This is a genomic window from Streptococcus sp. SGI.013 (genome assembly GCF_050315295.1).
In the GTDB taxonomy this organism is placed as follows: domain Bacteria; phylum Bacillota; class Bacilli; order Lactobacillales; family Streptococcaceae; genus Streptococcus; species Streptococcus porcorum.
The window spans coordinates 26,987-49,192 of the sequence record NZ_JBNPOS010000011.1 but is presented as its reverse complement, the minus strand read 5'-3'; the positions used below and the strand labels follow the sequence as shown (position 1 = coordinate 49,192).

Sequence of the window (22,206 nt, the reverse complement as noted above, 5' to 3'; positions counted from 1 at the left end):
TTATGTCAAATAGACTAGCTGTAAACTTACCAGGGTTAGACCTGAAAAATCCCATTATTCCTGCTTCGGGTTGCTTTGGCTTTGGGCAAGAGTTTGCCAAATATTACGACCTTGATCGCCTCGGATCTATCATGATTAAAGCGACCACAAAAAATCCTCGCTTTGGTAATCCGACACCTCGTGTGGCAGAAACCCCATCAGGGATGTTGAATGCGATTGGACTTCAAAACCCTGGTGTTGATGCTGTTTTAGCTGAGAAATTACCTTGGTTAGAAAAAAACTATCCTCGCTTACCGATTATTGCCAATGTTGCTGGTTTTTCTAATGAAGAGTATGCTTATGTTTCTAAAAAAATATCAACAGCTAAAAATGTTGCAGCGATTGAGTTAAATATTTCTTGTCCCAATGTGGATCACGGGAATGCAGGCTTATTGATTGGGCAAGTGCCAGAGCTGGCTTATGAGGCGGTTAAGGCAAGTGTGCAACATTCGGATGTCCCTGTTTATGTTAAGCTGACACCTAGTGTGGCAGATATCACTCAAGTTGCCAAAGCAGTTGAAGATGCGGGAGCGACTGGTTTTACTATGATTAATACTCTAGTTGGTATGCGATTTGATTTAAAAACGAGACGACCAATCATCGCTAACGGTACGGGTGGTATGAGTGGCCCAGCCGTTTTTCCTGTAGCGCTCAAGCTGATTCACCAAGTGGCACAGAGTTCTAAACTACCTATTATCGGGATGGGTGGTGTTGACTCCGCTGAAAAAGCCTTAGAGATGATGCTAGCTGGTGCCTCTGCTATCGGAGTAGGGACGGCCAACTTTGTAGATCCTTATGCTTGTCCGAGCATTATCGATGACTTGCCTGCTATTATGGATAAATACGGCATTACTAGCTTAGAAGCATTGAGAAAGGAAGTAAGAGATGAAAGAAAATAGACCTGTTATTGCCCTTGATTTTCCAACATTTGAGGATGTTAAGGAATTTTTAGCAAAATTTCCAAAAGATGAACGGTTGTATGTCAAGATTGGGATGGAGCTTTATTATGCTGTAGGACCTGAGATTGTCCGTTATGTCAAGGATTTAGGTCACAGTGTTTTTCTTGATTTGAAGCTACACGACATCCCAAATACAGTAAAATCAGCCATGCGGGTCTTATCTCAACTAGGTGTTGATATGACTAATGTCCACGCAGCTGGTGGGGTTGAGATGATGGCAGCGGCGCGTGAAGGTTTAGGCGATGGACCAGTGTTAATCGCAGTGACACAGTTGACGTCCACTTCGGAAGAACAGATGCGTGATTTTCAAAATATTCAAACTAGCTTAGAAGAATCCGTCGTTCACTATGCCAAGAAAACAGCAGAAGCAGGTTTGGATGGTGTCGTCTGTTCAGCTCATGAAGTGGCTAAGATTAAAGAGGCAACAGGAGAGGATTTTGTTTGCTTGACACCAGGAATTCGCCCATCAGGTGCTAGTACAGGAGATCAAAAACGGGTTATGACCCCAGTAGATGCTGCTCAAATTGGTTCTGATTACATCGTCGTCGGCAGACCCATCACCCAAGCACAAGATCCAGTTACCGCCTATCATAGTATCAAATCAGAGTGGGAACAAGCCTAATTATATAGTGTAAAAGAAAGGAAAAATATTATGACATTAGCAACCCAAATCGCATCAGATCTATTAGACATTAAAGCAGTTTACCTAAAACCTGAAGATCCGTTCACTTGGGCATCAGGGATTAAGTCACCTATTTATACCGATAACCGTATCACATTGTCTTACCCTGAGACACGTACCTTAATTGAAAATGGCTTTGTTGAAAAAATCAAGGAGGCTTTTCCAGAGGTCGAGGTCATTGCAGGAACGGCAACAGCAGGTATTCCTCACGGTGCTATTATTGCAGATAAGATGGACCTGCCATTTGCTTATATCCGTAGCAAACCAAAAGATCACGGAGCAGGAAATCAGATTGAAGGGCGTGTTGTCAAAGGACAGAAAATGGTCATTATTGAAGATTTGATTTCAACAGGAGGCTCAGTCCTTGATGCTGTTGCCGCAGCCAAACGTGAGGGGGCAGATGTGTTAGGAGTGGCTGCAATCTTTACGTATGAGTTGCCAAAAGCAGAGCAAAACTTCGAAGAAGCAGGTGTTGAGCTTGTGACCTTATCAAACTATACCGAGCTTATCAAAGTGGCTAAGGTCCAAGGTTATATCAATGCAGACGGCTTACAATTACTCAAAAAATTCAAAGAAAATCAAGAAACTTGGCAAGATTAATCAAATGCTTTGCATTCTTGAGTCTTGAGTGATAAAATGACAAAAAAGTAAAATGAAAGTGAGACTGAGTTCAATAGAACTTTAGTCTCTTTTTATTATAGGAGAAGGTCATGAATAATTGGGATGCGATAGAGTTTGCGCAACAGATTCGACAAAAGAAGGTGTCAACAGAGGAAGCTGTTTGTTATTGTATTGATCAAATCGAAAAGTTAAATCCAGCTATTAACGCTGTGGTATCTCGACAGTATGATGAGGCCTTGGCCTTGGCTAAAACAAAGAGTTTTACAGATAAGGTATTTGGTGGGGTGCCTATATTATTAAAGGACTTAGGCCAGCAACAAAAGGGACAACCTTCAACCAGTGGCTCACGTTTATTTGCTTCTTATAAAGCTGTTCAAACGGATAATTTTGTCAAAAAATTGGAAGATTTGGGCTTTATTGTGTTGGGACGAACCAACACCCCTGAGTTTGGTTTTAAAAATGTTAGTGATAGTAGCCTTCATGGAACAGTTAAATTGCCACTAGACTTAAATAGGCATGCAGGTGGCTCAAGCGGTGGGGCAGCGGCGGCTTTATCTAGTGGTATGGTTCCGCTTGTTGCTGCTAGTGATGGTGGTGGCTCTATTCGTATTCCAGCGAGTTTTAATGGTTTGCTGGGCTTAAAGCCGACTAGAGGACGCATACCTGTAGGTCCAACCTCTTTTAGAGGATGGCAAGGAGCATCTAGTAACTTTGCTTTGACCAAGTCTGTTAGAGATACAAAGACGCTGCTATTTTATTTGCAAACTTGTCAGATGGAAAGTCCTTTCCCACTGCCTATTTTAAAAAAAGCAGAGCTAGAAAATCAGCTCACTCAGTCATTGAAAATTGCCTATTCTTATCGCTCACCTATCGGAAATTCGATTTCAAAAGCTGCAAAGAAAGCTATGGACAAAACTTTACGATTTCTGGAAAGTCAAGGGCATGAGCTGATAGAAGTTGATCAAACAGGAGTGGATGGTATTGAGGCGATGAAGTCGTATTATATCATGAACAGCGTAGAGACAGCTGCTATGTTTGATGATGTTGAGGCAGCTATCGGAAGACAAGTTACGGTAGAAGATATGGAAGTCATGACCTGGGCCATATATCAAAGCGGTCAGAGCATCCTTGCAAAAGATTTTTCTAAAACATTGTCGCAATGGGACCAATATAGTCGAATCACGTCAGAGTTTCATCAAACATATGACCTTTATCTCACCCCAACAACCACAGATATAGCCCCGCCGTTAGATGCTTTTAATTTGTCGAGTGATCTGAAAGAAAAGTTGTTCCATCTCTCAGAATATACGATGTTGGAACAACAAGATCTTATCTGGACCATGTTTGAGAAAAGTTTAGCTTGGACGCCTTTTACGCAACAAGCTAATTTGACGGGGCAACCATCAATGAGTTTACCTGTTTATAAAACGAAAGATGGCTTACCGATAGGTGTTCAGATAACAGCTGCAAAAGGGAGAGAGGACATCTTGTTGCAGTTAGCGCAGCTTTTTGAAAATGAGCAACAATTAGAATATGGCTTTGTGCAATGACTAACAAGCAAATTCTTTGAAAGTCAAACTTTCTTATGGTAAATTTTTCTTGTAAACACTTTCAGTTTGCGAAAAAATTATGAAAAAGGAAGTTTTAATTATGAAAAAACTTTTGTCTCTAGTTGCCCTACTAGCTAGTCTAGTTCTAGTTGCTTGCTCAAATAGTACTTCGTCAAGCCAGTCAGAAGCTCAGTCAAATTGGGATAAGATTGAAAAAGCTGGCAAACTTACAGTTGCAACTTCTGGGACGCTTTATCCACAAAGTTATCATGATGACAACAATAAATTAACAGGTTATGATGTTGAAATCATGAAAGAAGTGGCTAAGCGTTTAAAGCTTGAAGTGGAATTTGTTGAGATGGGTGTTGACGGCATGCTGTCCTCTCTTAATAGTGGTCAAGTCGATGTTGCAGGTTACTCTATTGAAAAAGATAGTAAAAATGCAGAAAAATTCTTATTTACCACTTCTCACAAATATTCATTTGGATCCATGGTAGTTCGTCAATCGGATGATTCTGGAATTTCAAAACTAGAAGATCTTAAAGGCAAAAAGGCGGCAGGGGCTGCGACAACTTCTTATATGAAAGTTGCCAAAAAATTTGGTGCAGAACTTGTGATTTATGACAATGTCACTAATGATGTTTACCTTCAAGATGTTGCCAATGGTCGTACGGATGTTATTTTAAATGACTTTTACTTACAAACAATGGCCACTAAAGCCCTTCCAGAAATTCCTGTAAAAGTGTTGGAAGATGTTTACTATAATCCATCTGAATCAAATTTTGCGATTAAAAAAGGAAATACTGTTCTTCAAGAAAAAATCAATGAACAACTTGAAGCGATGCGTAAAGATGGCACATTGAAAAAGCTTTCTGAAAAATTCTTTGCAGGTCAAGATGTATCTGTTGAAAAAGATTACGACTTTGAGAAAATTGATGTTTCTGATGTTGAATAATTAGGACATTACGATGAAATTTATTGATATTGAACTGATCATCAACAGTTTTTTGGTTTGTTCTTTCCGGTATAAAATACACTTTAGGGATTACCTTATTGGGAAGCAGCTAGGGCTTTAGGACTTCCAAAAGCAACGATTATTCGTCGAATTATTTTACCTCAAGCTTTTCGCCTAGCAGTACCACCGCTTAGTAATGTCATGTTAGATATGATTAAATCTACCTCTCTAACCGCTATGATTACAGTACCTGATATTTTTCAAAATGCAAAAATTGTAGGTGGAAGAGAGTGGGATTACATGTCGATGTATGTTCTAGTCGCCTTTATTTATTGGTTTTTATGTTTTATTTTCGAGCATTTCCAAGTCTATCTAGAAAAACGTTTGGCAGTTTATCGATAAAAGGTTCGGTTTTTCCGAGCCTTTTTTTCATCAATATTTCTAATTTAACAAAATTTTAAAAAAGCTATAAAATGCGCTAATTACTGCTGTATTTCTGATATAATATTAGGAAGAAGGAGGTTGTGATGAAACATAGCGATTGGCATGATAAGATTAAAGCTAATTTAGAGGTTGGCTATTTTTCTAAGATAAACCAATTTTTAGAGGCTGTTTATACAACTGGGATTATTTATCCTCCTAGAGAGGCTGTCTTCAAAGCTTTGGAGATGACGGCTCTATCTGATGTCAAGGTTGTGATTTTAGGGCAAGATCCCTACCATAATCCAGCTCAAGCACAAGGGCTATCTTTTTCCGTTCCAGATGCCATCCCCGCTCCTCCTTCGCTTCAAAACATACTAAAAGAGCTGTCTGATGATATTGGGGTTCGTCAAAGTCATGACCTGACATCTTGGGCTAGGCAAGGTGTTTTACTGTTAAATGCCAGTCTAACCGTTCCTCAAAATCAACCGAACGCTCATGCCAATGGGATTTGGGAACCATTTACGGATGCTATTATTCGCTTAGTGAACCAAAAGGAAGATCCTGTTGTATTTATCTTGTGGGGTGGATTTGCGCGTAAAAAGAAAAAATTAATCACGAATCCTACTCATTTAATTGTTGAGAGTGCCCATCCGAGTCCCTTGTCAGCTTATCGTGGTTTTTTTGGTTCGAAACCTTTTTCTAGAAGTAATGAATTTTTAATAAAAACCAATCAACCCCCTATTAATTGGTTAGAATAAGTCTGATAAAAGTGTAGAACTATTGAAAGAGGATAAAGAATGTTATTGATAAAAAACGGTCGTATCATTGATCCCAAAAGTCAAACTGATGGCATTTATGATCTTTTGGTGAATGACGGAAAGATTATAGCTATTGGAGAAGATTTAATAGAGGATCAAGCTGAGGTCATTGATGCAAGTGGTTGTGTAGTAGCTCCTGGTTTGGTTGACATTCATGTTCATTTCAGAGAGCCAGGTCAGACGCATAAGGAAGATATCCGTACTGGAGCCTTAGCAGCGGCAGCAGGAGGCTTTACTACGGTAGTGATGATGGCTAATACCAATCCAACTATTTCTGATGTTGAAACCTTAACTGAGGTTTTGGAGAGTGCTAGTAAAGAAGCTATTCATATCAAGTCTGTTGCTACAATCACTACAGATTTTGATGGAGAAAATTTAACGGATTTTGAAGGCTTGCTAGCGGCAGGAGCTGTTGGGTTTTCGGATGATGGCATTCCACTTACTAGTAGTAAAGTGCTTAAAGAAGCCATGGATCTAGCTAAGAAAAATGGAACTTTTATCAGTTTACACGAGGAAGATCCTGAGTTAAATGGTGTTTTGGGCTTAAATGAAAATATTGCTGAGAAGCATTTTCAAGTTTGTGGAGCAACAGGTGTCGCAGAATATAGCATGATTGCTCGAGATGTGATGATTGCTTATGATCGACAAGCAAAAGTGCATATTCAACATCTATCTAAGGCAGAGAGTGTTGAAGTTGTAGCATTTGCTCAAAAATTAGGTGCTCAAGTGACAGCAGAGGTGGCACCACAACATTTTTCAAAAACAGAACAACTCTTACTTGAAAAAGGAGCTAATGCTAAGATGAATCCGCCATTGCGGTTAGAATCTGATCGGAAAGCGGTCATAGAAGGCTTGAAATCTGGTGTTATATCTGTTATTGCAACAGACCATGCCCCTCACCATCAAGATGAAAAAAATGTAGCAGATGTGACGCAAGCACCATCAGGAATGACAGGTCTTGAAACATCGCTTTCATTAGGTTTAACGCATCTAGTGAGCGAAGGTCATCTTAGTCTTTCTGAACTTTTAGAGAAGATGGCTTACAATCCAGCGCAGTTATATGGATTTAATGCTGGTTATCTTGCTGAAGGTGGTCCAGCAGACATCGTGATTTTTGATCCAGATGCCAGCCGTGTAGTCGGATCTGATTTTGCATCAAAAGCAAGTAACTCCCCATTTATTGGAGAAAGCTTGAAAGGACAGGTGAAATATACCATCTGTCAAGGAAATATTGTTTATAGAAGTTAAGGATAGAAGAGTGAAAAAGAAAAAATTATTAGTCCCAAGCTTATCAACTATCGCATTAACAGCAGCTTTGTTTTCAGTTAATGCTCAAGCAGATGAAGCGGTTGCAACAGATGTAGCCTCAACAGACGTAACTTTAGCAGTAGAGACGACTTCTTCAGAAGCTAGTCCATTGTCAGTAGATATTGTCTCAGTGTCAGAGTCAGCTTCTTCAGAAGTAAATCTAGCCTCAACAGCAACATCTGAAAGCACTGAAGTGGCAACAAGTGAGTTGAGTCAAGCGACAGCAAGTAGTCTCACAGCTGTTTCAGAAACATCTGAAACCATTGCATCTGACAGTTCATCAGATGAGATGGTTATCCTTCATACTAATGATATGCATGGACGTATTGAGGAAGCTAAAGGTGTTATTGGAGTAGCTAAAGAGGCAACCATTGTTGCAGAAGAACGCGCTAAAGATCAAACAACAATTGTTGTTGATGCTGGAGATGCTTTTCAAGGTTTGCCAATCACCAATAGTTCAAAAGGTGAAGATGTCGCTAAGATTATGAATGAAATCGGCTATGACGCCATGACATTGGGAAATCACGAGTTTGACTTTGGATTGGATCAGCTGAAAAAATTAGATGAGCTACTAACATTCCCTCTGATTAGTTCAAATGTTTATGTTAACGGTGCGCGTTTATTTGAGGCTTCAACTGTAATTGATAAAAATAAAGAGGTAGTTGGTGATGAAGTTGTCGTGATTGGTGTGACAACACCTGAGACAGCGACTAAAACACATCCCAAAAATGTTGAAGGAGTAACATTTACAGACCCTATTTCTGAAGTGGAAACTGTCATTGCTGAGATTGAAGCGCGTGCTAAAGCTACAGGTGCAAACTATAAATGTTATATCATTTTAGCGCATCTCGGTATTGATACAACAACTCCTGTTGAATGGCAAGGCAGAACATTAGCTGAAGCATTGTCTAAAAATAGTCTTTTATCGGATAAACAAGTAGTGGTCATTGATGGTCACTCCCACACCTTAGAGTCAGCAACTTATGGTAACGTCACTTATAACCAAACTGGTAGCTATCTTAACAACCTTGGTAAAATAACCCTGAACTCAGATAGAGTCCTTGCGGGTGTGATTTCTGCTTCAGAAACAGCAGATGTGACTGCTAATGAAAAGGTTGCTGCTCTAGTTGCTGATGCTAAGGCTCGCCTAGAAGCTGAGAATGCAGTAGTGATTGTTGAAAATAATTCAGTTGAATTAAATGGCGAACGTACGAATGTGCGTGTCCGTGAAACCAACCTTGGTAATGCTGTTGCTGATGCTTTATGGACTTATGGTCAAACAGGATTTGCTCATAAGACTAATCTAGCTGTTACCAATGGTGGTGGTCTGCGTGAGACGATTAAAAAAGATGCCCCTATTACAAGAGGTGATATCGTAGCGGTATTACCATTTGGTAATAGTATTTCACAAATTACAGTTACTGGACAACAAATCAAAGAGATGTTCGTGAAATCACTAGGTTCTATTTTACAGGTAAATGCTGATGGTGGATCTGTGCTTGATGAAAATGGTCGTCCCTTACTAGAAGCGAGTGGAGGCTTCCTACAAGTTTCAGGTGCAAAAGTTTACTACGATACTGCCCTAGATTCAGAATCTCGAATTTTAGCGATTCAGATATATGACCACGATACGGAATCTTATTTGGATCTTGATTTAGATAAGACCTACTATTTAGCAACGAATGACTTCCTTGCAGCAGGTGGGGATGGTTATACTATGCTTGGTGGTCCTCGCGAAGAAGGTCCTTCTATGGATACCATTTTTGCAGACTACCTAGCCACAGCTGATCTTAGTCAGTATCAAGTGGTGAATCCGAACTCTCGTACGATTTCAGTAGATAGTCAATTGGATACAGATCAAGATGGCTTTGCAGATTATTTCGAAGTGATAGCAGGAACAAGCCACACTGATCAAAATGACTACCCTGGTAAAGTCACAGACACAACGAATACTTCACAAACAGACCCTATTCAAACTGCGACTCAGAAAGATTCCACTTCTAGTGGGACAACTTATACAAAATCTTCGTCTCATGGAACTGCTCGTCCTTATGTTCAACAAACGTTGAATTACTCAACAAATGCGGCTCAAACTTCTGTCAAGACGCTTGCTGTCCCTGTGACTTACGTTACCTCTCCTAAAGAAAACCAGTTACCGTTGACTAACTCCAAAGAGTCAGCCCTAGCTATTTTATTAGGTGTTAGTCTCACAACCTACGGACTTTATGCTATACGTAAAAAATCAGTATAATCAAAAAGAAAAGGCCTATTTGCCTTTTCTTTTTGATATAGTATAATAGAATGAAAACGAACCCTTAGAAAGAAATTGAGATGTCACAAACAACTATTGACTTAGAAAAATATCAACAACTCGCTCAACAAAAACAGGGGGAACATCGAAAATTTTTGGCTAGCCTAAAGAAAAAAGCGCCCAAAAATTTAGATAAACTGGTACAAGCAGTTCATCAAGAAGTATTCCAAGAAATTGATTGTACAGCCTGTGCTAACTCTTGTAAGACCCTGGGGCCTCTCTTTACTGAAGCAGATATCACCAGAATTGCTAAACATTTTAGAATGAAGCTTCCTGTTTTTGAAGAGATGTATTTACAGGTGGATGAAGATGGCGATAAAGTTTTTCAATCTATGCCTTGTCCATTTTTAGGGGATGATAACTTGTGTAGTATTTATGATGTTAGGCCAAAAGCCTGCCGAGAATTTCCTCATACTGATTGTAAGAAGATTTATCAAATCAATCACCTAACGATAAAAAATACCTTAACCTGCCCCGCTGCCTACTTATTTGTTGAAAAGTTACGGGAGAGAATATAAAAATCAGCCTTTAAGCTGATTTTTTCTTTTGTTTTAAAAGGTTAAGTCCGAAAGGAACTAAGTTTTCCTCATGACGCTTAATCCGCCCAAGGTTATCTTTATGACGAATAAGAATAAGACTGGCTAAGAGTGTCACAATAATGGTGAAAATCATATCATATTGAGGGAGAATAAAGCCAATTAAAGGAAATAGCCAAACACCAATCAAGGCAAAAATAGCCACAACTAGACTGGATAGGGAAATCATACTAAAAAGATAGAGTGTGAGCATAAAAATCACCAAAAGATAGAGTAGAAATAACGGTGCAAAGCCTAGTAAGACACCAGCACTCGTCGCAACAGCTTTCCCACCTTTAAAGTGAGCAAATAAAGGAAAGATATGCCCAATGACAGCAAAAAAACCAATTAAAATAGGCGAAATAGTATCAACATGAAACATCATCGGTAACGTTGTTGCCAATGTCCCTTTTAAGATATCGACTAAAAGAGTAATGGTTCCAGCTTTTGGTCCTAAAATACGAAAGGTATTGGTTGTGCCGGTGTTTCCACTCCCATGTTCTCTTAAGTTTTTGCCATAAATATAGTGTCCAATCCATAAGCCAGTTGGAATAGAGCCTAGCAAATAGGCAATGATAATAAACAAAACAATTTTCATAGTGCCATTATATCATATTTCCTGGAACAAGAAAAATACTCATTTTCAAAATTTCTTTTGCAAATTTAAAGAAAAACTTGTAAGATAAATAGGATGAATTTTATTCGGAGGTCAGAATTTGACTAAAACAGAAATTACGATAAATAACTATAATGACGATGCTATTCAGGTTTTAGAAGGTTTGGATGCCGTCAGAAAACGTCCAGGAATGTACATTGGTTCAACTGATGGAGCGGGATTGCATCATTTGGTATGGGAAATTGTTGATAATGCGGTAGATGAGGCTTTGTCAGGATTTGGAACCCAGATTGATGTGATGATTAACAAGGATGGGAGTTTATCTGTCTCAGACCAAGGTCGCGGTATGCCTGTTGGGATGCATGCTACAGGAAAGCCGACTGTAGAAGTGATTTTTACTGTTCTTCATGCTGGGGGTAAATTTGGTCAAGGTGGTTATAAGACATCTGGAGGGCTTCATGGAGTTGGCTCTTCTGTTGTGAACGCCTTATCCACTTGGCTAGAAGTTGAAATTACACGTGATGGAGCAGTATATCGTCAACGATTTGAAGATGGGGGTAAGGCCGTCACAGGACTAGAAAAAATTGGAACCGCTCCTAAGACTAAAAGTGGTACTAAGGTGATCTTCATGCCTGATGCTCACATTTTTTCAACGACAGATTTTAAATTTAATACCATTTCAGAACGTCTAAATGAATCGGCTTTTCTTCTGAAAAATGTGACGCTAACCTTAACAGATGAACGAAGTGATGAGTATGTTTCCTTCCATTATGAAAATGGCGTCCAAGATTTTGTAGCCTACCTTAATGAAGATAAGGAGACCTTGACCCCTGTTATCTACTTTGAGGGGACTGACCAAGAGTTTCAAATTGAGGTAGCCCTTCAATACAACGATGGTTTTTCTGACAATATTCTTTCCTTTGTTAATAATGTCCGAACAAAAGGTGGGGGAACACACGAAACGGGTTTAAAAACGGCTATTACAAAGGCTATGAATGATTATGCTAGAAAAACAGGTCTGCTCAAGGAAAAAGACAAGAATTTAGAGGGATCGGACTATCGTGAGGGCCTATCAGCTGTTCTTTCTATTTTGGTTCCAGAGGCCTTCTTGCAATTTGAAGGTCAAACCAAGGATAAACTAGGCACTCCCATTGCACGTCAAATTGTAGATAGTTTGGTATCGGAACAGTTGACTTATTTTCTTTTGGAAAATGGCGAATTAGCTTCTAACCTTATTCGTAAAGCCATTAAAGCGCGTGATGCTAGAGAAGCTGCACGAAAAGCACGTGACGAGTCACGATCAGGCAAGAAAAGTAAAAAAGATAAAGGGATTTTATCTGGGAAATTGACCCCAGCACAATCTAAAAATCCTAAGAAAAATGAACTGTATCTTGTTGAGGGAGATTCCGCGGGTGGTTCTGCCAAACAAGGTCGTGACCGTAAATTCCAAGCTATCCTCCCCTTACGAGGTAAAGTCATCAATACTGAAAAATCAAAGATGACAGATATCCTTAAAAACGAAGAAATCAATACCATGATTTACACCATTGGTGCAGGAGTGGGGACTGACTTTACGATTGAAGACGTCAACTATGATAAGATTATCATCATGACCGATGCCGATACGGATGGTGCCCACATTCAGACCCTCTTGCTGACCTTTTTCTATCGCTATATGCGCCCATTAGTAGAGGCTGGTAAGGTGTATATCGCTCTTCCTCCTCTTTACAAGATGTCTAAAGGAAAAGGAAAGTCAGAAAAAGTGGCTTATGCTTGGTCAGATGGTGAATTGGAAGATTTACGAAAATCATTTGGACAAGGGGCTATTCTCCAACGTTACAAAGGTCTTGGTGAAATGAACGCCGATCAGCTTTGGGAAACAACTATGGATCCTGAAACACGTACCCTTATCCGAGTAACCATTGAAGATTTGGCGCGTGCTGAACGCCGTGTATCCGTCCTCATGGGTGATAAGGTTGAGCCACGACGTAAGTGGATTGAGGATAATGTGAAGTTTACTTTGGAGGAGAATACAGTGTTTTAGGGGGATATATGAAAAAAATCATAGTCTTAATTATTGTATTACTATCTATACTTGGATTGAAATCATGCTTTTTTGGTAAAAAAGAAGTTTCAAAAAGCATTGAAGTTATCACTCGACAAGGACACCCTCGATATTTTGATAGGTTATCAAAGGCAGAAAAATTTTGGAAAAATGAATGGGGCATGACTGTTGTCAATAGTAAAAGTTACTATGAGTATCGAGAAGGGGTAACTATCATATCTCTAGTGCATTTGAACGACCGTATTGAAGAAATAGGGATAGATTTTAAAAATACCTCTACTGAGTCCTTGGAGCTACAACAAGCAATACAGATTGCAAAAACTTACTTACCAAAAAATGCAGAGGATTATTATTCTGTGAGTAGTTATGGAATTAGGAATAAAAAAAGTGATACCAATAAATTGAAAGTGATACACTATAAATTGAATGATAGTGGAGTGGAGGAATTTACAAACGGCAATATCTTACCACCAGAATTTTTTATCAGTTTTTATGGTGAAAATCAAGTTGACTTTATATGGTTTAATAGAACGCTTCCTAGAGAATACTCGGATATCGAAATGGATGAGTATGGCAATGAAAAATTCACATGGGAATATCATTTTTAATGCTAAGATGATATTGTTTTAATTGTTAAGATTTCAATAATCTAAAAAACATATCCTAAGGCGATTATCAAAAAAGTAAAAAAGAAAGTTAAACTTTCCAACAAGAAACAAAGAAAGGAATGCTCAGTTAGTCTGTCTAACTGAACACGGGACTAAATTCCTAGTGAAAAAGATAAATCTCCCTAGATGTCTCTCATCGTCGGTCGATTTCCTATTTTCCTACGGAATTTTTCGGCACGCCGAATCGTCCCTTTGTATCTTAATTTATGTCTAACATTCAAAACATGTCCCTTGAGGACATCATGGGAGAGCGTTTTGGTCGCTACTCCAAATACATTATTCAGGAGCGGGCTCTGCCGGACATTCGTGACGGTTTAAAGCCCGTGCAACGTCGGATTCTTTATTCTATGAATAAAGACGGTAATACTTTTGACAAGGGCTATCGCAAGTCTGCCAAGTCAGTCGGGAATATTATGGGGAATTTTCACCCGCACGGTGATTCCTCTATTTATGATGCCATGGTCCGCATGAGTCAGGACTGGAAAAACCGCGAGATTTTGGTGGAGATGCACGGAAACAACGGTTCCATGGACGGTGATCCGCCTGCGGCTATGCGTTACACCGAGGCTCGTCTCTCGGAAATGGCGAGCTATCTGCTGGCTGATATCGAGAAAAAGACAGTGCCATTTGCCTGGAACTTTGACGATACGGAAAAAGAACCCACTGTGCTTCCAGCTGCCTTCCCTAATCTCTTGGTCAATGGAGCGACAGGGATTTCAGCAGGGTATGCGACGGACATCCCTCCACATAATCTGGCAGAGGTCATCGATGCTGTTATTTATATGATTGACCATCCATCAGCTAAATTAGAAAAATTGATGGAATTTTTACCTGGACCAGATTTTCCGACAGGAGCTATTGTCCAAGGGACTGACGAAATCAAAAAAGCCTATGAAACAGGCAAGGGTCGTGTTGTTGTTCGTAGTCGTTGTGACATTGAACCTTTAAAAGCAGGGAAAAAACAGATCGTCATTACCGAGATTCCTTACGAGGTTAACAAAGCTAATCTTGTTAAGAAAATCGATGATATTCGTCTGAATAACAAGGTCCCAGGAATTGCAGAAGTGCGTGATGAGTCAGACCGTACAGGGTTGCGCATTGCCATTGAACTGAAAAAAGAAAGTGATGAGCAAATCATTCTCAACTACCTCTATAAATACACTGATCTGCAAATCAATTATAACTTTAACATGGTGGCGATTGACAATTTCACACCGCGTCAGGTTGGCTTGCAGAAGATTTTATCTAGCTATATCGCTCACCGCCGTGAGATTATCATTGCTCGTTCTAAGTTCGATAAGGAAAAAGCAGAGAAACGCCTCCACATCGTAGAAGGGCTGATTCGTGTCTTATCTATTTTGGATGACGTTATTGCATTGATTAGGGCTTCTGAAAATAAGGCTGACGCAAAAGAAAATTTGAAAGTTAGCTACGCTTTTACAGAGGAGCAAGCAGAAGCCATTGTCACTCTTCAACTTTATCGTTTGACCAATACAGATATTGTCACTTTAGAGGAAGAAGAAGAAAAACTTCGCCAACAAATCATGACACTCTCAGCTATTATCGTAGACGAAAAGACGCTGTTTAATGTCATGAAAAAAGAATTACGAGAGGTGAAAAAGAAATTTGGAAACCCTCGTCGGACAGAGCTACAAAAAGAAGCTCAACAGATTCAGATTGACACAGCTAGCCTTATATCAGAAGAAGAAACCTATGTTAGTGTGACAAAAGCTGGTTATATTAAACGGACAAGCCCACGCTCTTACTCTGCTTCAAATATGGAGGAGGTGGGCAAACGTGATGATGATGATCTAATTTTTGTAACGAGTGCCAAGACGACTCAACACCTGCTTATTTTTACAAATTTAGGAAATCTCATTTATCGCCCTGTTCATGAGTTAGCGGATATCAAATGGAAAGATATTGGAGAGCATCTCTCACAAAGTATCACCAATTTTGCTACTGATGAAGAAGTGCTATATGCAGAAGTGTTGGATCAATTTGATGAGACAACCTATTTTGCTGTTACAAAACAGGGGCAAATTAAACGTTTTGAGCGTAAGGAATTGAGCCCTTGGCGAACCTACAAATCAAAATCTGTGAAATTTGCCAAATTAAAAGATACATCTGATTTTGTATTAACGGTGGCTCCAATTATGTCAGAAAATGTCATCTTGGTTACTGAAAATGGCTATGCTCTACATTTTCCGATTGAAGAAGTACCAGTTGTAGGACCAAAGGCTGCAGGAGTTAAGGCAGTGAATCTCAAAGACGGTGATTCAGTCGCCAGCGCCTTTATTGCAAATACCGAAACAATGTATGTTTTAACCCAGCGGGGAAGTTTGAAGAAAATGGCAGTTGAACAGATTCCACTGGGGAGTCGTGCCAAACGTGGGCTTCTTGTGTTACGCGAGTTGAAGACGAAACCACATCGTGTCTTTTCAGCTGGGGCTGTTAAAAATCATCGTGATGACTTAAATCTTTTTACCTTGGACCAGCAAGACACGAATGAGTGTTTACAAATCACCTCAAAAACTGGTCGGGTGATTGATGTTAATTTAGCAGATTTAAGTTTATCCGAAAGAACGAGTAACGGCTCTTTTGTATCTGATGATATTAGTGATCAAGAAGTTTATACAGCAAAACTTATCTGATAGCATTTCGGCATTGGCAAATAAAAATCAGACAGGGTAACTGATCTGGTTTTTATTTTGTGTAAAATTTTCAGAATTTTATGAATAGTTCTTGAAAAATATTGAAAAAGGTGTAAAATAGAACAAGAAGAATTGAGAGCAAGGAGAAAAAATATGACAGTTGAATTAGATTGGGAAAACCTAGGTTTTGAGTACAAAAAATTACCATTTCGCTATATTTCTTATTATAAAGATGGTCAATGGGATGACGGAAAACTGACAGAAGATGCCACTCTTCATTTATCGGAAAGCTCACCTGCGCTACACTATGGTCAGCAAGCTTTTGAGGGATTGAAAGCTTATCGTACAAAAGATGGAAGCATTCAACTTTTCCGTCCTGATAAAAATGCAGAGCGTTTACAAAAAACAGCTGACCGCTTGTTAATGCCACAAGTGCCAACAGATAAATTTATTGAAGCTGCCAAAGCTGTCGTAAAAGCGAATGCTGACTACGTTCCTCCATATGGAACAGGTGGTACCCTATACCTTCGTCCTCTTCTTATTGGGGTTGGAGATATTATAGGGGTTAAACCTGCTGAGGAATATATTTTTACGATTTTTGCGATGCCAGTAGGAAACTACTTCAAAGGAGGCCTTGCTCCTACTAACTTTATTGTCTCAGAAGAGTTTGATCGCGCTGCTCCACACGGTACAGGTGCAGCAAAAGTTGGTGGAAACTATGCCGCAAGTTTATTACCAGGTAAAAAAGCAAAGACCTCAGGTTTCTCAGATGTTATTTATTTAGATCCTGCAACACATACAAAAATTGAAGAAGTAGGCTCTGCTAATTTCTTTGGTATTACTAAAGATAATCAATTTGTCACTCCACTTAGCCCATCTATCTTACCTTCTATCACGAAATATTCCTTGTTGCAGTTAGCAGAGGAGCGTTTAGGGTTAACAGCAGTAGAAGGTGATGTTAAAATTGATGAATTATATCGCTTTATTGAAGCAGGAGCTTGTGGAACTGCTGCGGTGATCTCGCCAATTGGGGGTATCCAATATCGAGATCAACTTCATGTGTTTTATAGTGAAACTGAGGTTGGACCAGTTACTCGTCGCTTATATGATGAGTTAACAGGGATTCAATTTGGAGATATCGAAGCACCTGAAGGTTGGATAGTGAAAGTAGATTAAGGAAATCATCATAAAAAAGCTTGCTCTTGCAAGTTTTTTTTTGTAAAATTTTAAAAGAGAGGTGAATTATGCGTAAAAAAGATAAAAAAATTGAAATTCAAATTGCAGATAGCCAAGTAAACGTGAACGGACAAACATTGGAAGGCTATATTTTGACAGCTGGTAAAAGAGAAATCGGTCAAATTGCAGAAGTAGATGGTCAATTTGCTATTTTAAAAAATGGTGCTGTTGAAGTTTTATATAAAAAATTTGATCAAGCCGTTGAGAAAATTATTGAAAACTTCAATTTAAATCATTAAAAGTGTTGACAAAGAAACTATTAGCTGATATAATAGTTTTTGTTGTTACGGAAAGATAGCGAAGAGGCTAAACGCGGCGGACTGTAAATCCGCTCCTTCGGGTTCGGGGGTTCGAATCCCTCTCTTTCCATTATATTGGGGTATAGCCAAGCGGTAAGGCAAGGGACTTTGACTCCCTCATGCGTTGGTTCGAATCCAGCTACCCCAGTCAAAGAGGTATTAGTTTTTACTAACACCGTCAATGATAATCTTGTCCTTGCGGGTTACCTTGAGAAAATATATTGTTGTAAAAACTAACCGTTCGGTTAGTTTTTATTGGAGGATTTTTTAGAATGAATGAATTTGAAGATTTGCTAAATAGTGTTAGCGAAGTAAACCCAGGTGACGTTGTCACTGCGGAAGTTTTGACTGTTGATAACGACCAAGCTAACGTTATCATCGAGGGTACTGGTGTTGAGGGTGTTCTTACTCTTCGTGAGTTGACAAATGACCGTAACGCTGATATCAACGATTTTGTTAAAGCTGGCGAAACACTTGAAGTGCTTGTTCTTCGTCAAGTAGTAGGTAAAGATACTGATACAGTAACTTTCCTTGTATCTAAAAAACGCTTGGAAGCTCGTAAAGCATGGGATAAACTTGTTGGTCGTGAAGGTGAAGTCGTTACTGTTAAAGGAACTCGTGCCGTTAAAGGTGGTCTTGCAGTTGAATTTGAAGGACTTCGTGGATTCATTCCAGCTTCAATGATCGATACACGTTTTGTACGTAACACTGAAAAATTTGTTGGTCAAGAGTTTGATGCTAAAATCAAAGAGGTTGATGCAGCAGAAAATCGTTTCATTCTTTCACGTCGTGAAGTTGTTGAAGCTGCAGCTGCAGAAGCTCGTCAAGAAGTCTTCTCTAAACTTGCAGTAGGTGAAGTTGTCACTGGTACTGTTGCTCGTTTGACTAGCTTTGGTGCCTTCATCGATCTTGGTGGTGTTGATGGACTTGTTCACGTTACTGAGTTATCACATGAGCGTAACGCTTCACCAAAATCAGTTGTTACTGTTGGTGAAGAAGTTGAAGTTAAAGTTCTTGCTATCGATGAAGAAGAAGGACGTGTATCACTTTCACTTAAAGCAACTACACCTGGACCATGGGATGGTGTTGAACAAAAACTTGCAGCAGGTGATGTTATTGAAGGTAAAGTGAAACGCTTAACTGATTTCGGTGCATTTGTTGAAGTTTTACCTGGAATTGATGGACTTGTTCACATTTCACAAATTTCACACAAACGTGTTGATAATCCAAAAGATGTTCTTTCAGTTGGTCAAGATGTTAACGTTAAAGTTCTTGAAGTTAACGCAGCTGATGAACGTGTATCACTTTCTATCAAAGCACTTGAAGAACGTCCAGCACAAGAAGAAAATAAAGAAGAAAAACGTCAGTCTCGTCCACGTCGTCCAAAACGTCAAGAAAAACGTGATTATGAACTTCCAGAAACTCAAACTGGATTCTCAATGGCTGATTTGTTTGGTGATATTGAGTTATAATATCAAAAAAGCTTGCTTTCGCAAGCTTTTATTATCCACCTTTAGTGTAATGGATATCACATAAGATTCCGGTTCTTAGGATGGGGGTTCGATTCCCTCAAGGTGGACTAAAATACACTAAAAACCCTTGGTTTACAAGGGTTTTTGTTATGTCTGCCCCAAATTTTTCGAAAAGCTTTCTGATTTTATCAAAATTTTGGGATTGTTTTTCTTCGAAAAGGTGAGCTATAGAGTAGATTAAAACCCTTGAATAACAAGGGTCTTAAAATTGGTTATTGGAGCATCTTAGTTCACTAAACCTAGTTGACTTTTGTTGGTTAAACTATTATTTTTAAAATCTAGCTGAATATTAGCATTAGTGTTATTTGATTTAATGCCACTTGACCAAATAGCAGAGATTTCTTCGCCGTCAGAAGAGACAGCTTGCGACATAACATCTGGTTCCCCCAGTTTTTCAATAGCTTCTTGGAAACTCATACCGTTTTTAATTTTATCATACTCCGTTAATCCCACCTTATTTTCACGGATGAAGCGAAAATTAGAAATTGATTTAGCAATCGTGCTATCGGCATAGAGTTGAGTGACGATAATTGTTTCGTCTTTACGCCAAGTATAGACATCTAGAGTCACATCTCCCCCTTGTTGTGTGGTATGTTCATCTGGTTGACCAAATAGCGCTTCTAACTCTTTTAAGCTAGTTCCACCTTTCCCATCGTTATCAATAACACCTAATTTAACTTTATTAAAATTTAATCTTAACGCCTCATTTTTAGGTTTAATTTGAGAAGCAGTGGTTGTAGTGTCACTTGATGATGTTTTGTTTGACGTCATCATGCTACAAGCATTTAAAAATAGAAGTAGTGACAATAAACTGACGGTTATCGCAATTTTTTTTCTAAACATATTATTCTCCTTCATTACTATTTTAACATATTCTAAGAAATTGAGGGCGATAATAATCCTTTGAAAATGATTCCTCCTATAAATCGGCTGCTTTATTTGACATCCTAGTATTGTTAATGTATTATAAAAATAGTACAAATAGCAAAAGAAAGGAGACGGTTATGGTCTGGAAATTTGATGAAAAATCTCCTATTTATCTCCAAATTGCAGATAGGATAAAATTACAAATCATTAGTCAGGAGTTAGTAGCAGGTGATCAACTCCCTACAGTTCGAGAACTAGCTGAACTTGCCGGTGTCAATCCTAATACTATGCAAAGAGCTTTTGCTCATTTGGAGCAGGATGGAATGGTTTTTTCTAATAGAACGGCTGGACGATATGTTACTGAAAACCAAGATTTAATTGCCAGAGAACGTCATCGTGTTGCAGAAGCAGAACTTGATGCGTTTGTATCTAAAATGGGTAAAATTGGATTTTCGAAACATGAAATAATTACCGAATTGGAAAGTTACCTAAAAGGAGAAAGAGAATGACTAGAGGAAAGGATATACTACAATTAAATGGCTTGGAAAAAAGTTACGGTAGTAAGTTAGTCTTAAAAAATATTAATTTTACAATCGAAGCAGGAAAGATTGTAGGTTTATTAGGTCCAAACGGAAGTGGGAAAACAACCATCATTAAAGCAATTAACGGACTACTTCAACTCGATAAAGGTATGATTTTAGTTGATGAGAAATCACCTTCTAAAGAGACTAAAGCGATTGTCTCTTATTTGCCAGATGTGAGCTATCTAAATGATACCATGCGTATCGCAGATGTTTTGTCTTTATTTCAAGATTTTTATCAGGATTTTGATCGGGATAAAGCAGAGCGATTGTTGAGTGATCTTGGTCTGAATGATAGTGACAGGTTGAAACATTTATCGAAAGGGAACAAGGAGAAAGTGCAGTTGGTTTTAGTAATGAGTCGTAAAGCCAAACTATATATCCTCGATGAACCTATTGGTGGGGTAGATCCTGCGGCACGAGATTATATTTTAAAAACAATTATTACAAATTATTCAGAGGATGCATCTGTTTTGATTTCTACTCATCTGATTTCAGAAGTGGAGTCTATTTTAGATGATGTTATTTTCATAAAAGATGGTGAAGTCCTTCTTCAAGGTGATGCTGATGATTTACGCACAAAATATGAGCAATCAATAGATAGCTTATTTCGTGAACAGTTTAGAGCGCAAGGAGGAGAATGATGTTTGGAAAGTTAGTTAAGTATGAATTAAAATCTATAGGTAAATGGTACTTTATTCTTTATTTATTGACAGTACTGGTTTCTATTATTTTGGGGATGATGGTAACCACAGTAGATCGTCAAAACAATTATGAAATTGGCCAAAGTACACTTTCAGCTTTGTTAGTTTTAATTTTTGTAGCTTTATTGGTCGGTCTTTCCATTGGGACAATATTTTTAGTTATTAATCGCTTTTATAAAAATATTTTTGGACGTGAAGGTTATTTAACGATGACTCTTCCTGTGACAGAGCATCAAATTCTTTTATCCAAACTATTGAGTTCATTTATTTGGGTGCTTATGAATGGGCTTGTGCTGGGCTTGAGTTTTTTTCTCGTAGCTTTACCAAGTCTAGTGAAGAATGGTGATCAAATTTTAGCTGCTTTTCCAGAAATATCTACAATATTTCGTCATTGGGAGCTTTATATGGGTATAGTATATCTTTTCTTGTCGATTTTGGCCTCCATCCTTGTGATTTATTTGTCCATTGTTGTTGGTCAAACATTTCATGATAGGAGGATACTTGCCTCCTTTGTCAGTTATTTTTTGATCAATATCTTAATGGGGATAGTGTGGAACTTTATTTCAGATCTTTTCATATCATGGAACCAATTTGATCTTTCATACCTTATATTTGGTAGCATCTATCAGTTAGTGATTTCGACAATATTCTATTTTATCATGGTTTATTTAATGAAAGAACATTTGAATTTGCAGTAACCTAGTTTTGATAACAATATTAAAGAGGCTGTTATGCCTCTTTTG

20 protein-coding genes, 3 tRNA genes and 1 pseudogene are annotated in these 22,206 nt (G+C 38.6%); 22 read left to right on the top strand and 2 right to left on the bottom strand.

Annotated features, from left to right (window positions below; all coding sequences use genetic code 11):
• Positions 1-2 precede the first annotated feature (2 nt).
• The 10 genes and pseudogenes from ACQRDX_RS04565 (at position 3) to ACQRDX_RS04520 (ending at position 10,184) form a co-directional block, all read left to right on the top strand.
• Complete coding sequence (locus ACQRDX_RS04565; protein ID WP_427894556.1) at positions 3-938, top strand: dihydroorotate dehydrogenase; 936 nt, start codon at positions 3-5, stop codon at positions 936-938.
• Positions 925-1,620, top strand: coding sequence for an orotidine-5'-phosphate decarboxylase (pyrF, locus tag ACQRDX_RS04560; RefSeq protein ID WP_427894558.1), 696 nt, complete (start codon positions 925-927; stop codon positions 1,618-1,620). Before ACQRDX_RS04565 ends, pyrF begins: the two co-directional genes overlap by 14 nt.
• Positions 1,621-1,650: 30 nt before the next feature.
• Complete coding sequence (gene pyrE, locus ACQRDX_RS04555) at positions 1,651-2,280, top strand: orotate phosphoribosyltransferase (protein ID WP_427894560.1); 630 nt, start codon at positions 1,651-1,653, stop codon at positions 2,278-2,280.
• A gap of 110 nt (positions 2,281-2,390) precedes the next feature.
• Positions 2,391-3,851, top strand: a complete 1,461-nt coding sequence (locus tag ACQRDX_RS04550; RefSeq protein ID WP_427894561.1) for an amidase — start codon at positions 2,391-2,393, stop codon at positions 3,849-3,851.
• Between the two features lie 100 nt (positions 3,852-3,951).
• Positions 3,952-4,806 carry a transporter substrate-binding domain-containing protein gene (locus ACQRDX_RS04545; protein ID WP_427894563.1) on the top strand — a complete coding sequence of 285 codons (855 nt, stop codon included), beginning with the start codon at positions 3,952-3,954 and terminating at the stop codon, positions 4,804-4,806.
• 99 nt (positions 4,807-4,905) lie between these two features.
• A pseudogene (locus ACQRDX_RS04540) lies at positions 4,906-5,208 on the top strand (ABC transporter permease subunit); the annotation flags it as partial.
• Between the two features lie 125 nt (positions 5,209-5,333).
• Positions 5,334-5,987: a uracil-DNA glycosylase gene (locus ACQRDX_RS04535; RefSeq protein ID WP_427894565.1), complete on the top strand. Its 654-nt coding sequence runs from the start codon at positions 5,334-5,336 to the stop codon at positions 5,985-5,987.
• Between the two features lie 39 nt (positions 5,988-6,026).
• A complete protein-coding gene (locus ACQRDX_RS04530) occupies positions 6,027-7,295 on the top strand; it encodes a dihydroorotase (protein ID WP_427894567.1) in 1,269 nt (422 codons plus the stop codon).
• Between the two features lie 10 nt (positions 7,296-7,305).
• Positions 7,306-9,606, top strand: coding sequence for a cell surface ecto-5'-nucleotidase Nt5e (gene nt5e, locus ACQRDX_RS04525; protein ID WP_427894569.1), 2,301 nt, complete (start codon positions 7,306-7,308; stop codon positions 9,604-9,606).
• Between the two features lie 80 nt (positions 9,607-9,686).
• Entirely contained in the window at positions 9,687-10,184 is a 498-nt protein-coding gene (locus ACQRDX_RS04520; RefSeq protein ID WP_427894570.1) for a YkgJ family cysteine cluster protein, read from the top strand.
• A gap of 10 nt (positions 10,185-10,194) precedes the next feature.
• Here the strand turns inward: ACQRDX_RS04520 and plsY are convergent, their stop codons facing one another.
• Complete coding sequence (gene plsY, locus ACQRDX_RS04515) at positions 10,195-10,839, bottom strand: glycerol-3-phosphate 1-O-acyltransferase PlsY (RefSeq protein WP_427894572.1); 645 nt, start codon at positions 10,837-10,839, stop codon at positions 10,195-10,197.
• A 118-nt stretch (positions 10,840-10,957) separates the two neighbouring features.
• On the opposite strand from plsY, the gene parE reads away from it, so the two are divergent.
• The 9 genes from parE (at position 10,958) to ACQRDX_RS04470 (ending at position 19,358) form a co-directional block, all read left to right on the top strand.
• A complete protein-coding gene (gene parE / locus ACQRDX_RS04510; protein ID WP_427894574.1) occupies positions 10,958-12,901 on the top strand; it encodes a DNA topoisomerase IV subunit B in 1,944 nt (647 codons plus the stop codon).
• 8 nt (positions 12,902-12,909) lie between these two features.
• Positions 12,910-13,530 carry a hypothetical protein gene (locus ACQRDX_RS04505; RefSeq protein WP_427894576.1) on the top strand — a complete coding sequence of 207 codons (621 nt, stop codon included), beginning with the start codon at positions 12,910-12,912 and terminating at the stop codon, positions 13,528-13,530.
• 266 nt (positions 13,531-13,796) lie between these two features.
• Positions 13,797-16,244 (top strand): DNA topoisomerase IV subunit A, encoded by a 2,448-nt coding sequence (gene parC, locus ACQRDX_RS04500; protein WP_427894578.1) that lies wholly within the window; start codon positions 13,797-13,799, stop codon positions 16,242-16,244.
• Between the two features lie 132 nt (positions 16,245-16,376).
• Positions 16,377-17,420 (top strand): branched-chain amino acid aminotransferase, encoded by a 1,044-nt coding sequence (locus ACQRDX_RS04495; RefSeq protein WP_427894580.1) that lies wholly within the window; start codon positions 16,377-16,379, stop codon positions 17,418-17,420.
• 68 nt (positions 17,421-17,488) lie between these two features.
• Positions 17,489-17,719 carry a DUF2969 domain-containing protein gene (locus tag ACQRDX_RS04490; RefSeq protein ID WP_354368480.1) on the top strand — a complete coding sequence of 77 codons (231 nt, stop codon included), beginning with the start codon at positions 17,489-17,491 and terminating at the stop codon, positions 17,717-17,719.
• A gap of 49 nt (positions 17,720-17,768) precedes the next feature.
• Positions 17,769-17,849, top strand: a tRNA-Tyr gene (locus ACQRDX_RS04485).
• Between the two features lie 6 nt (positions 17,850-17,855).
• Positions 17,856-17,927: transfer RNA gene (locus ACQRDX_RS04480), tRNA-Gln, on the top strand.
• 124 nt (positions 17,928-18,051) lie between these two features.
• The gene (gene rpsA, locus ACQRDX_RS04475; RefSeq protein ID WP_354368482.1) at positions 18,052-19,251 is read left to right on the top strand and encodes a 30S ribosomal protein S1; all 1,200 of its coding nucleotides are present in this window, start codon (positions 18,052-18,054) and stop codon (positions 19,249-19,251) included.
• A 35-nt stretch (positions 19,252-19,286) separates the two neighbouring features.
• Positions 19,287-19,358: transfer RNA gene (locus ACQRDX_RS04470), tRNA-Arg, on the top strand.
• Between the two features lie 178 nt (positions 19,359-19,536).
• On the opposite strand, the gene ACQRDX_RS04465 is transcribed toward ACQRDX_RS04470, so the two are convergent.
• Positions 19,537-20,154: a DUF3862 domain-containing protein gene (locus ACQRDX_RS04465; protein ID WP_354368484.1), complete on the bottom strand. Its 618-nt coding sequence runs from the start codon at positions 20,152-20,154 to the stop codon at positions 19,537-19,539.
• A gap of 161 nt (positions 20,155-20,315) precedes the next feature.
• Between ACQRDX_RS04465 and ACQRDX_RS04460 the strand changes: the two genes are divergently transcribed.
• From ACQRDX_RS04460 to ACQRDX_RS04450, 3 genes are read left to right on the top strand one after another with little or no spacing between them, the layout of a single operon-like run.
• A complete protein-coding gene (locus tag ACQRDX_RS04460; protein WP_354368486.1) occupies positions 20,316-20,687 on the top strand; it encodes a GntR family transcriptional regulator in 372 nt (123 codons plus the stop codon).
• Positions 20,684-21,403 carry an ABC transporter ATP-binding protein gene (locus ACQRDX_RS04455; protein ID WP_354368488.1) on the top strand — a complete coding sequence of 240 codons (720 nt, stop codon included), beginning with the start codon at positions 20,684-20,686 and terminating at the stop codon, positions 21,401-21,403. The genes ACQRDX_RS04460 and ACQRDX_RS04455 overlap by 4 nt, the downstream gene beginning before the upstream one ends.
• Entirely contained in the window at positions 21,403-22,161 is a 759-nt protein-coding gene (locus tag ACQRDX_RS04450; protein WP_427894584.1) for an ABC transporter permease, read from the top strand. The genes ACQRDX_RS04455 and ACQRDX_RS04450 overlap by 1 nt, the downstream gene beginning before the upstream one ends.
• Positions 22,162-22,206: the final 45 nt, after the last annotated feature.

Excerpts from the sequence above, each read along its gene's own strand:
- ACQRDX_RS04565 (WP_427894556.1), top strand. The coding sequence starts at position 3 with ATGTCAAATAGACTAGCTGTAAACTTACCAGGGTTAGACCTGAAAAAT.
- pyrF (WP_427894558.1), top strand. The coding sequence starts at position 925 with ATGAAAGAAAATAGACCTGTTATTGCCCTTGATTTTCCAACATTTGAG.
- pyrE (WP_427894560.1), top strand. The coding sequence starts at position 1,651 with ATGACATTAGCAACCCAAATCGCATCAGATCTATTAGACATTAAAGCA.
- ACQRDX_RS04550 (WP_427894561.1), top strand. The coding sequence starts at position 2,391 with ATGAATAATTGGGATGCGATAGAGTTTGCGCAACAGATTCGACAAAAG.
- ACQRDX_RS04545 (WP_427894563.1), top strand. The coding sequence starts at position 3,952 with ATGAAAAAACTTTTGTCTCTAGTTGCCCTACTAGCTAGTCTAGTTCTA.
- ACQRDX_RS04535 (WP_427894565.1), top strand. The coding sequence starts at position 5,334 with ATGAAACATAGCGATTGGCATGATAAGATTAAAGCTAATTTAGAGGTT.
- ACQRDX_RS04530 (WP_427894567.1), top strand. The coding sequence starts at position 6,027 with ATGTTATTGATAAAAAACGGTCGTATCATTGATCCCAAAAGTCAAACT.
- ACQRDX_RS04520 (WP_427894570.1), top strand. The coding sequence starts at position 9,687 with ATGTCACAAACAACTATTGACTTAGAAAAATATCAACAACTCGCTCAA.
- plsY (WP_427894572.1), bottom strand. The coding sequence starts at position 10,839 with ATGAAAATTGTTTTGTTTATTATCATTGCCTATTTGCTAGGCTCTATT.
- ACQRDX_RS04505 (WP_427894576.1), top strand. The coding sequence starts at position 12,910 with ATGAAAAAAATCATAGTCTTAATTATTGTATTACTATCTATACTTGGA.
- parC (WP_427894578.1), top strand. The coding sequence starts at position 13,797 with ATGTCTAACATTCAAAACATGTCCCTTGAGGACATCATGGGAGAGCGT.
- ACQRDX_RS04490 (WP_354368480.1), top strand. The coding sequence starts at position 17,489 with ATGCGTAAAAAAGATAAAAAAATTGAAATTCAAATTGCAGATAGCCAA.
- rpsA (WP_354368482.1), top strand. The coding sequence starts at position 18,052 with ATGAATGAATTTGAAGATTTGCTAAATAGTGTTAGCGAAGTAAACCCA.
- ACQRDX_RS04465 (WP_354368484.1), bottom strand. The coding sequence starts at position 20,154 with ATGTTTAGAAAAAAAATTGCGATAACCGTCAGTTTATTGTCACTACTT.
- ACQRDX_RS04460 (WP_354368486.1), top strand. The coding sequence starts at position 20,316 with ATGGTCTGGAAATTTGATGAAAAATCTCCTATTTATCTCCAAATTGCA.
- ACQRDX_RS04455 (WP_354368488.1), top strand. The coding sequence starts at position 20,684 with ATGACTAGAGGAAAGGATATACTACAATTAAATGGCTTGGAAAAAAGT.
- ACQRDX_RS04450 (WP_427894584.1), top strand. The coding sequence starts at position 21,403 with ATGTTTGGAAAGTTAGTTAAGTATGAATTAAAATCTATAGGTAAATGG.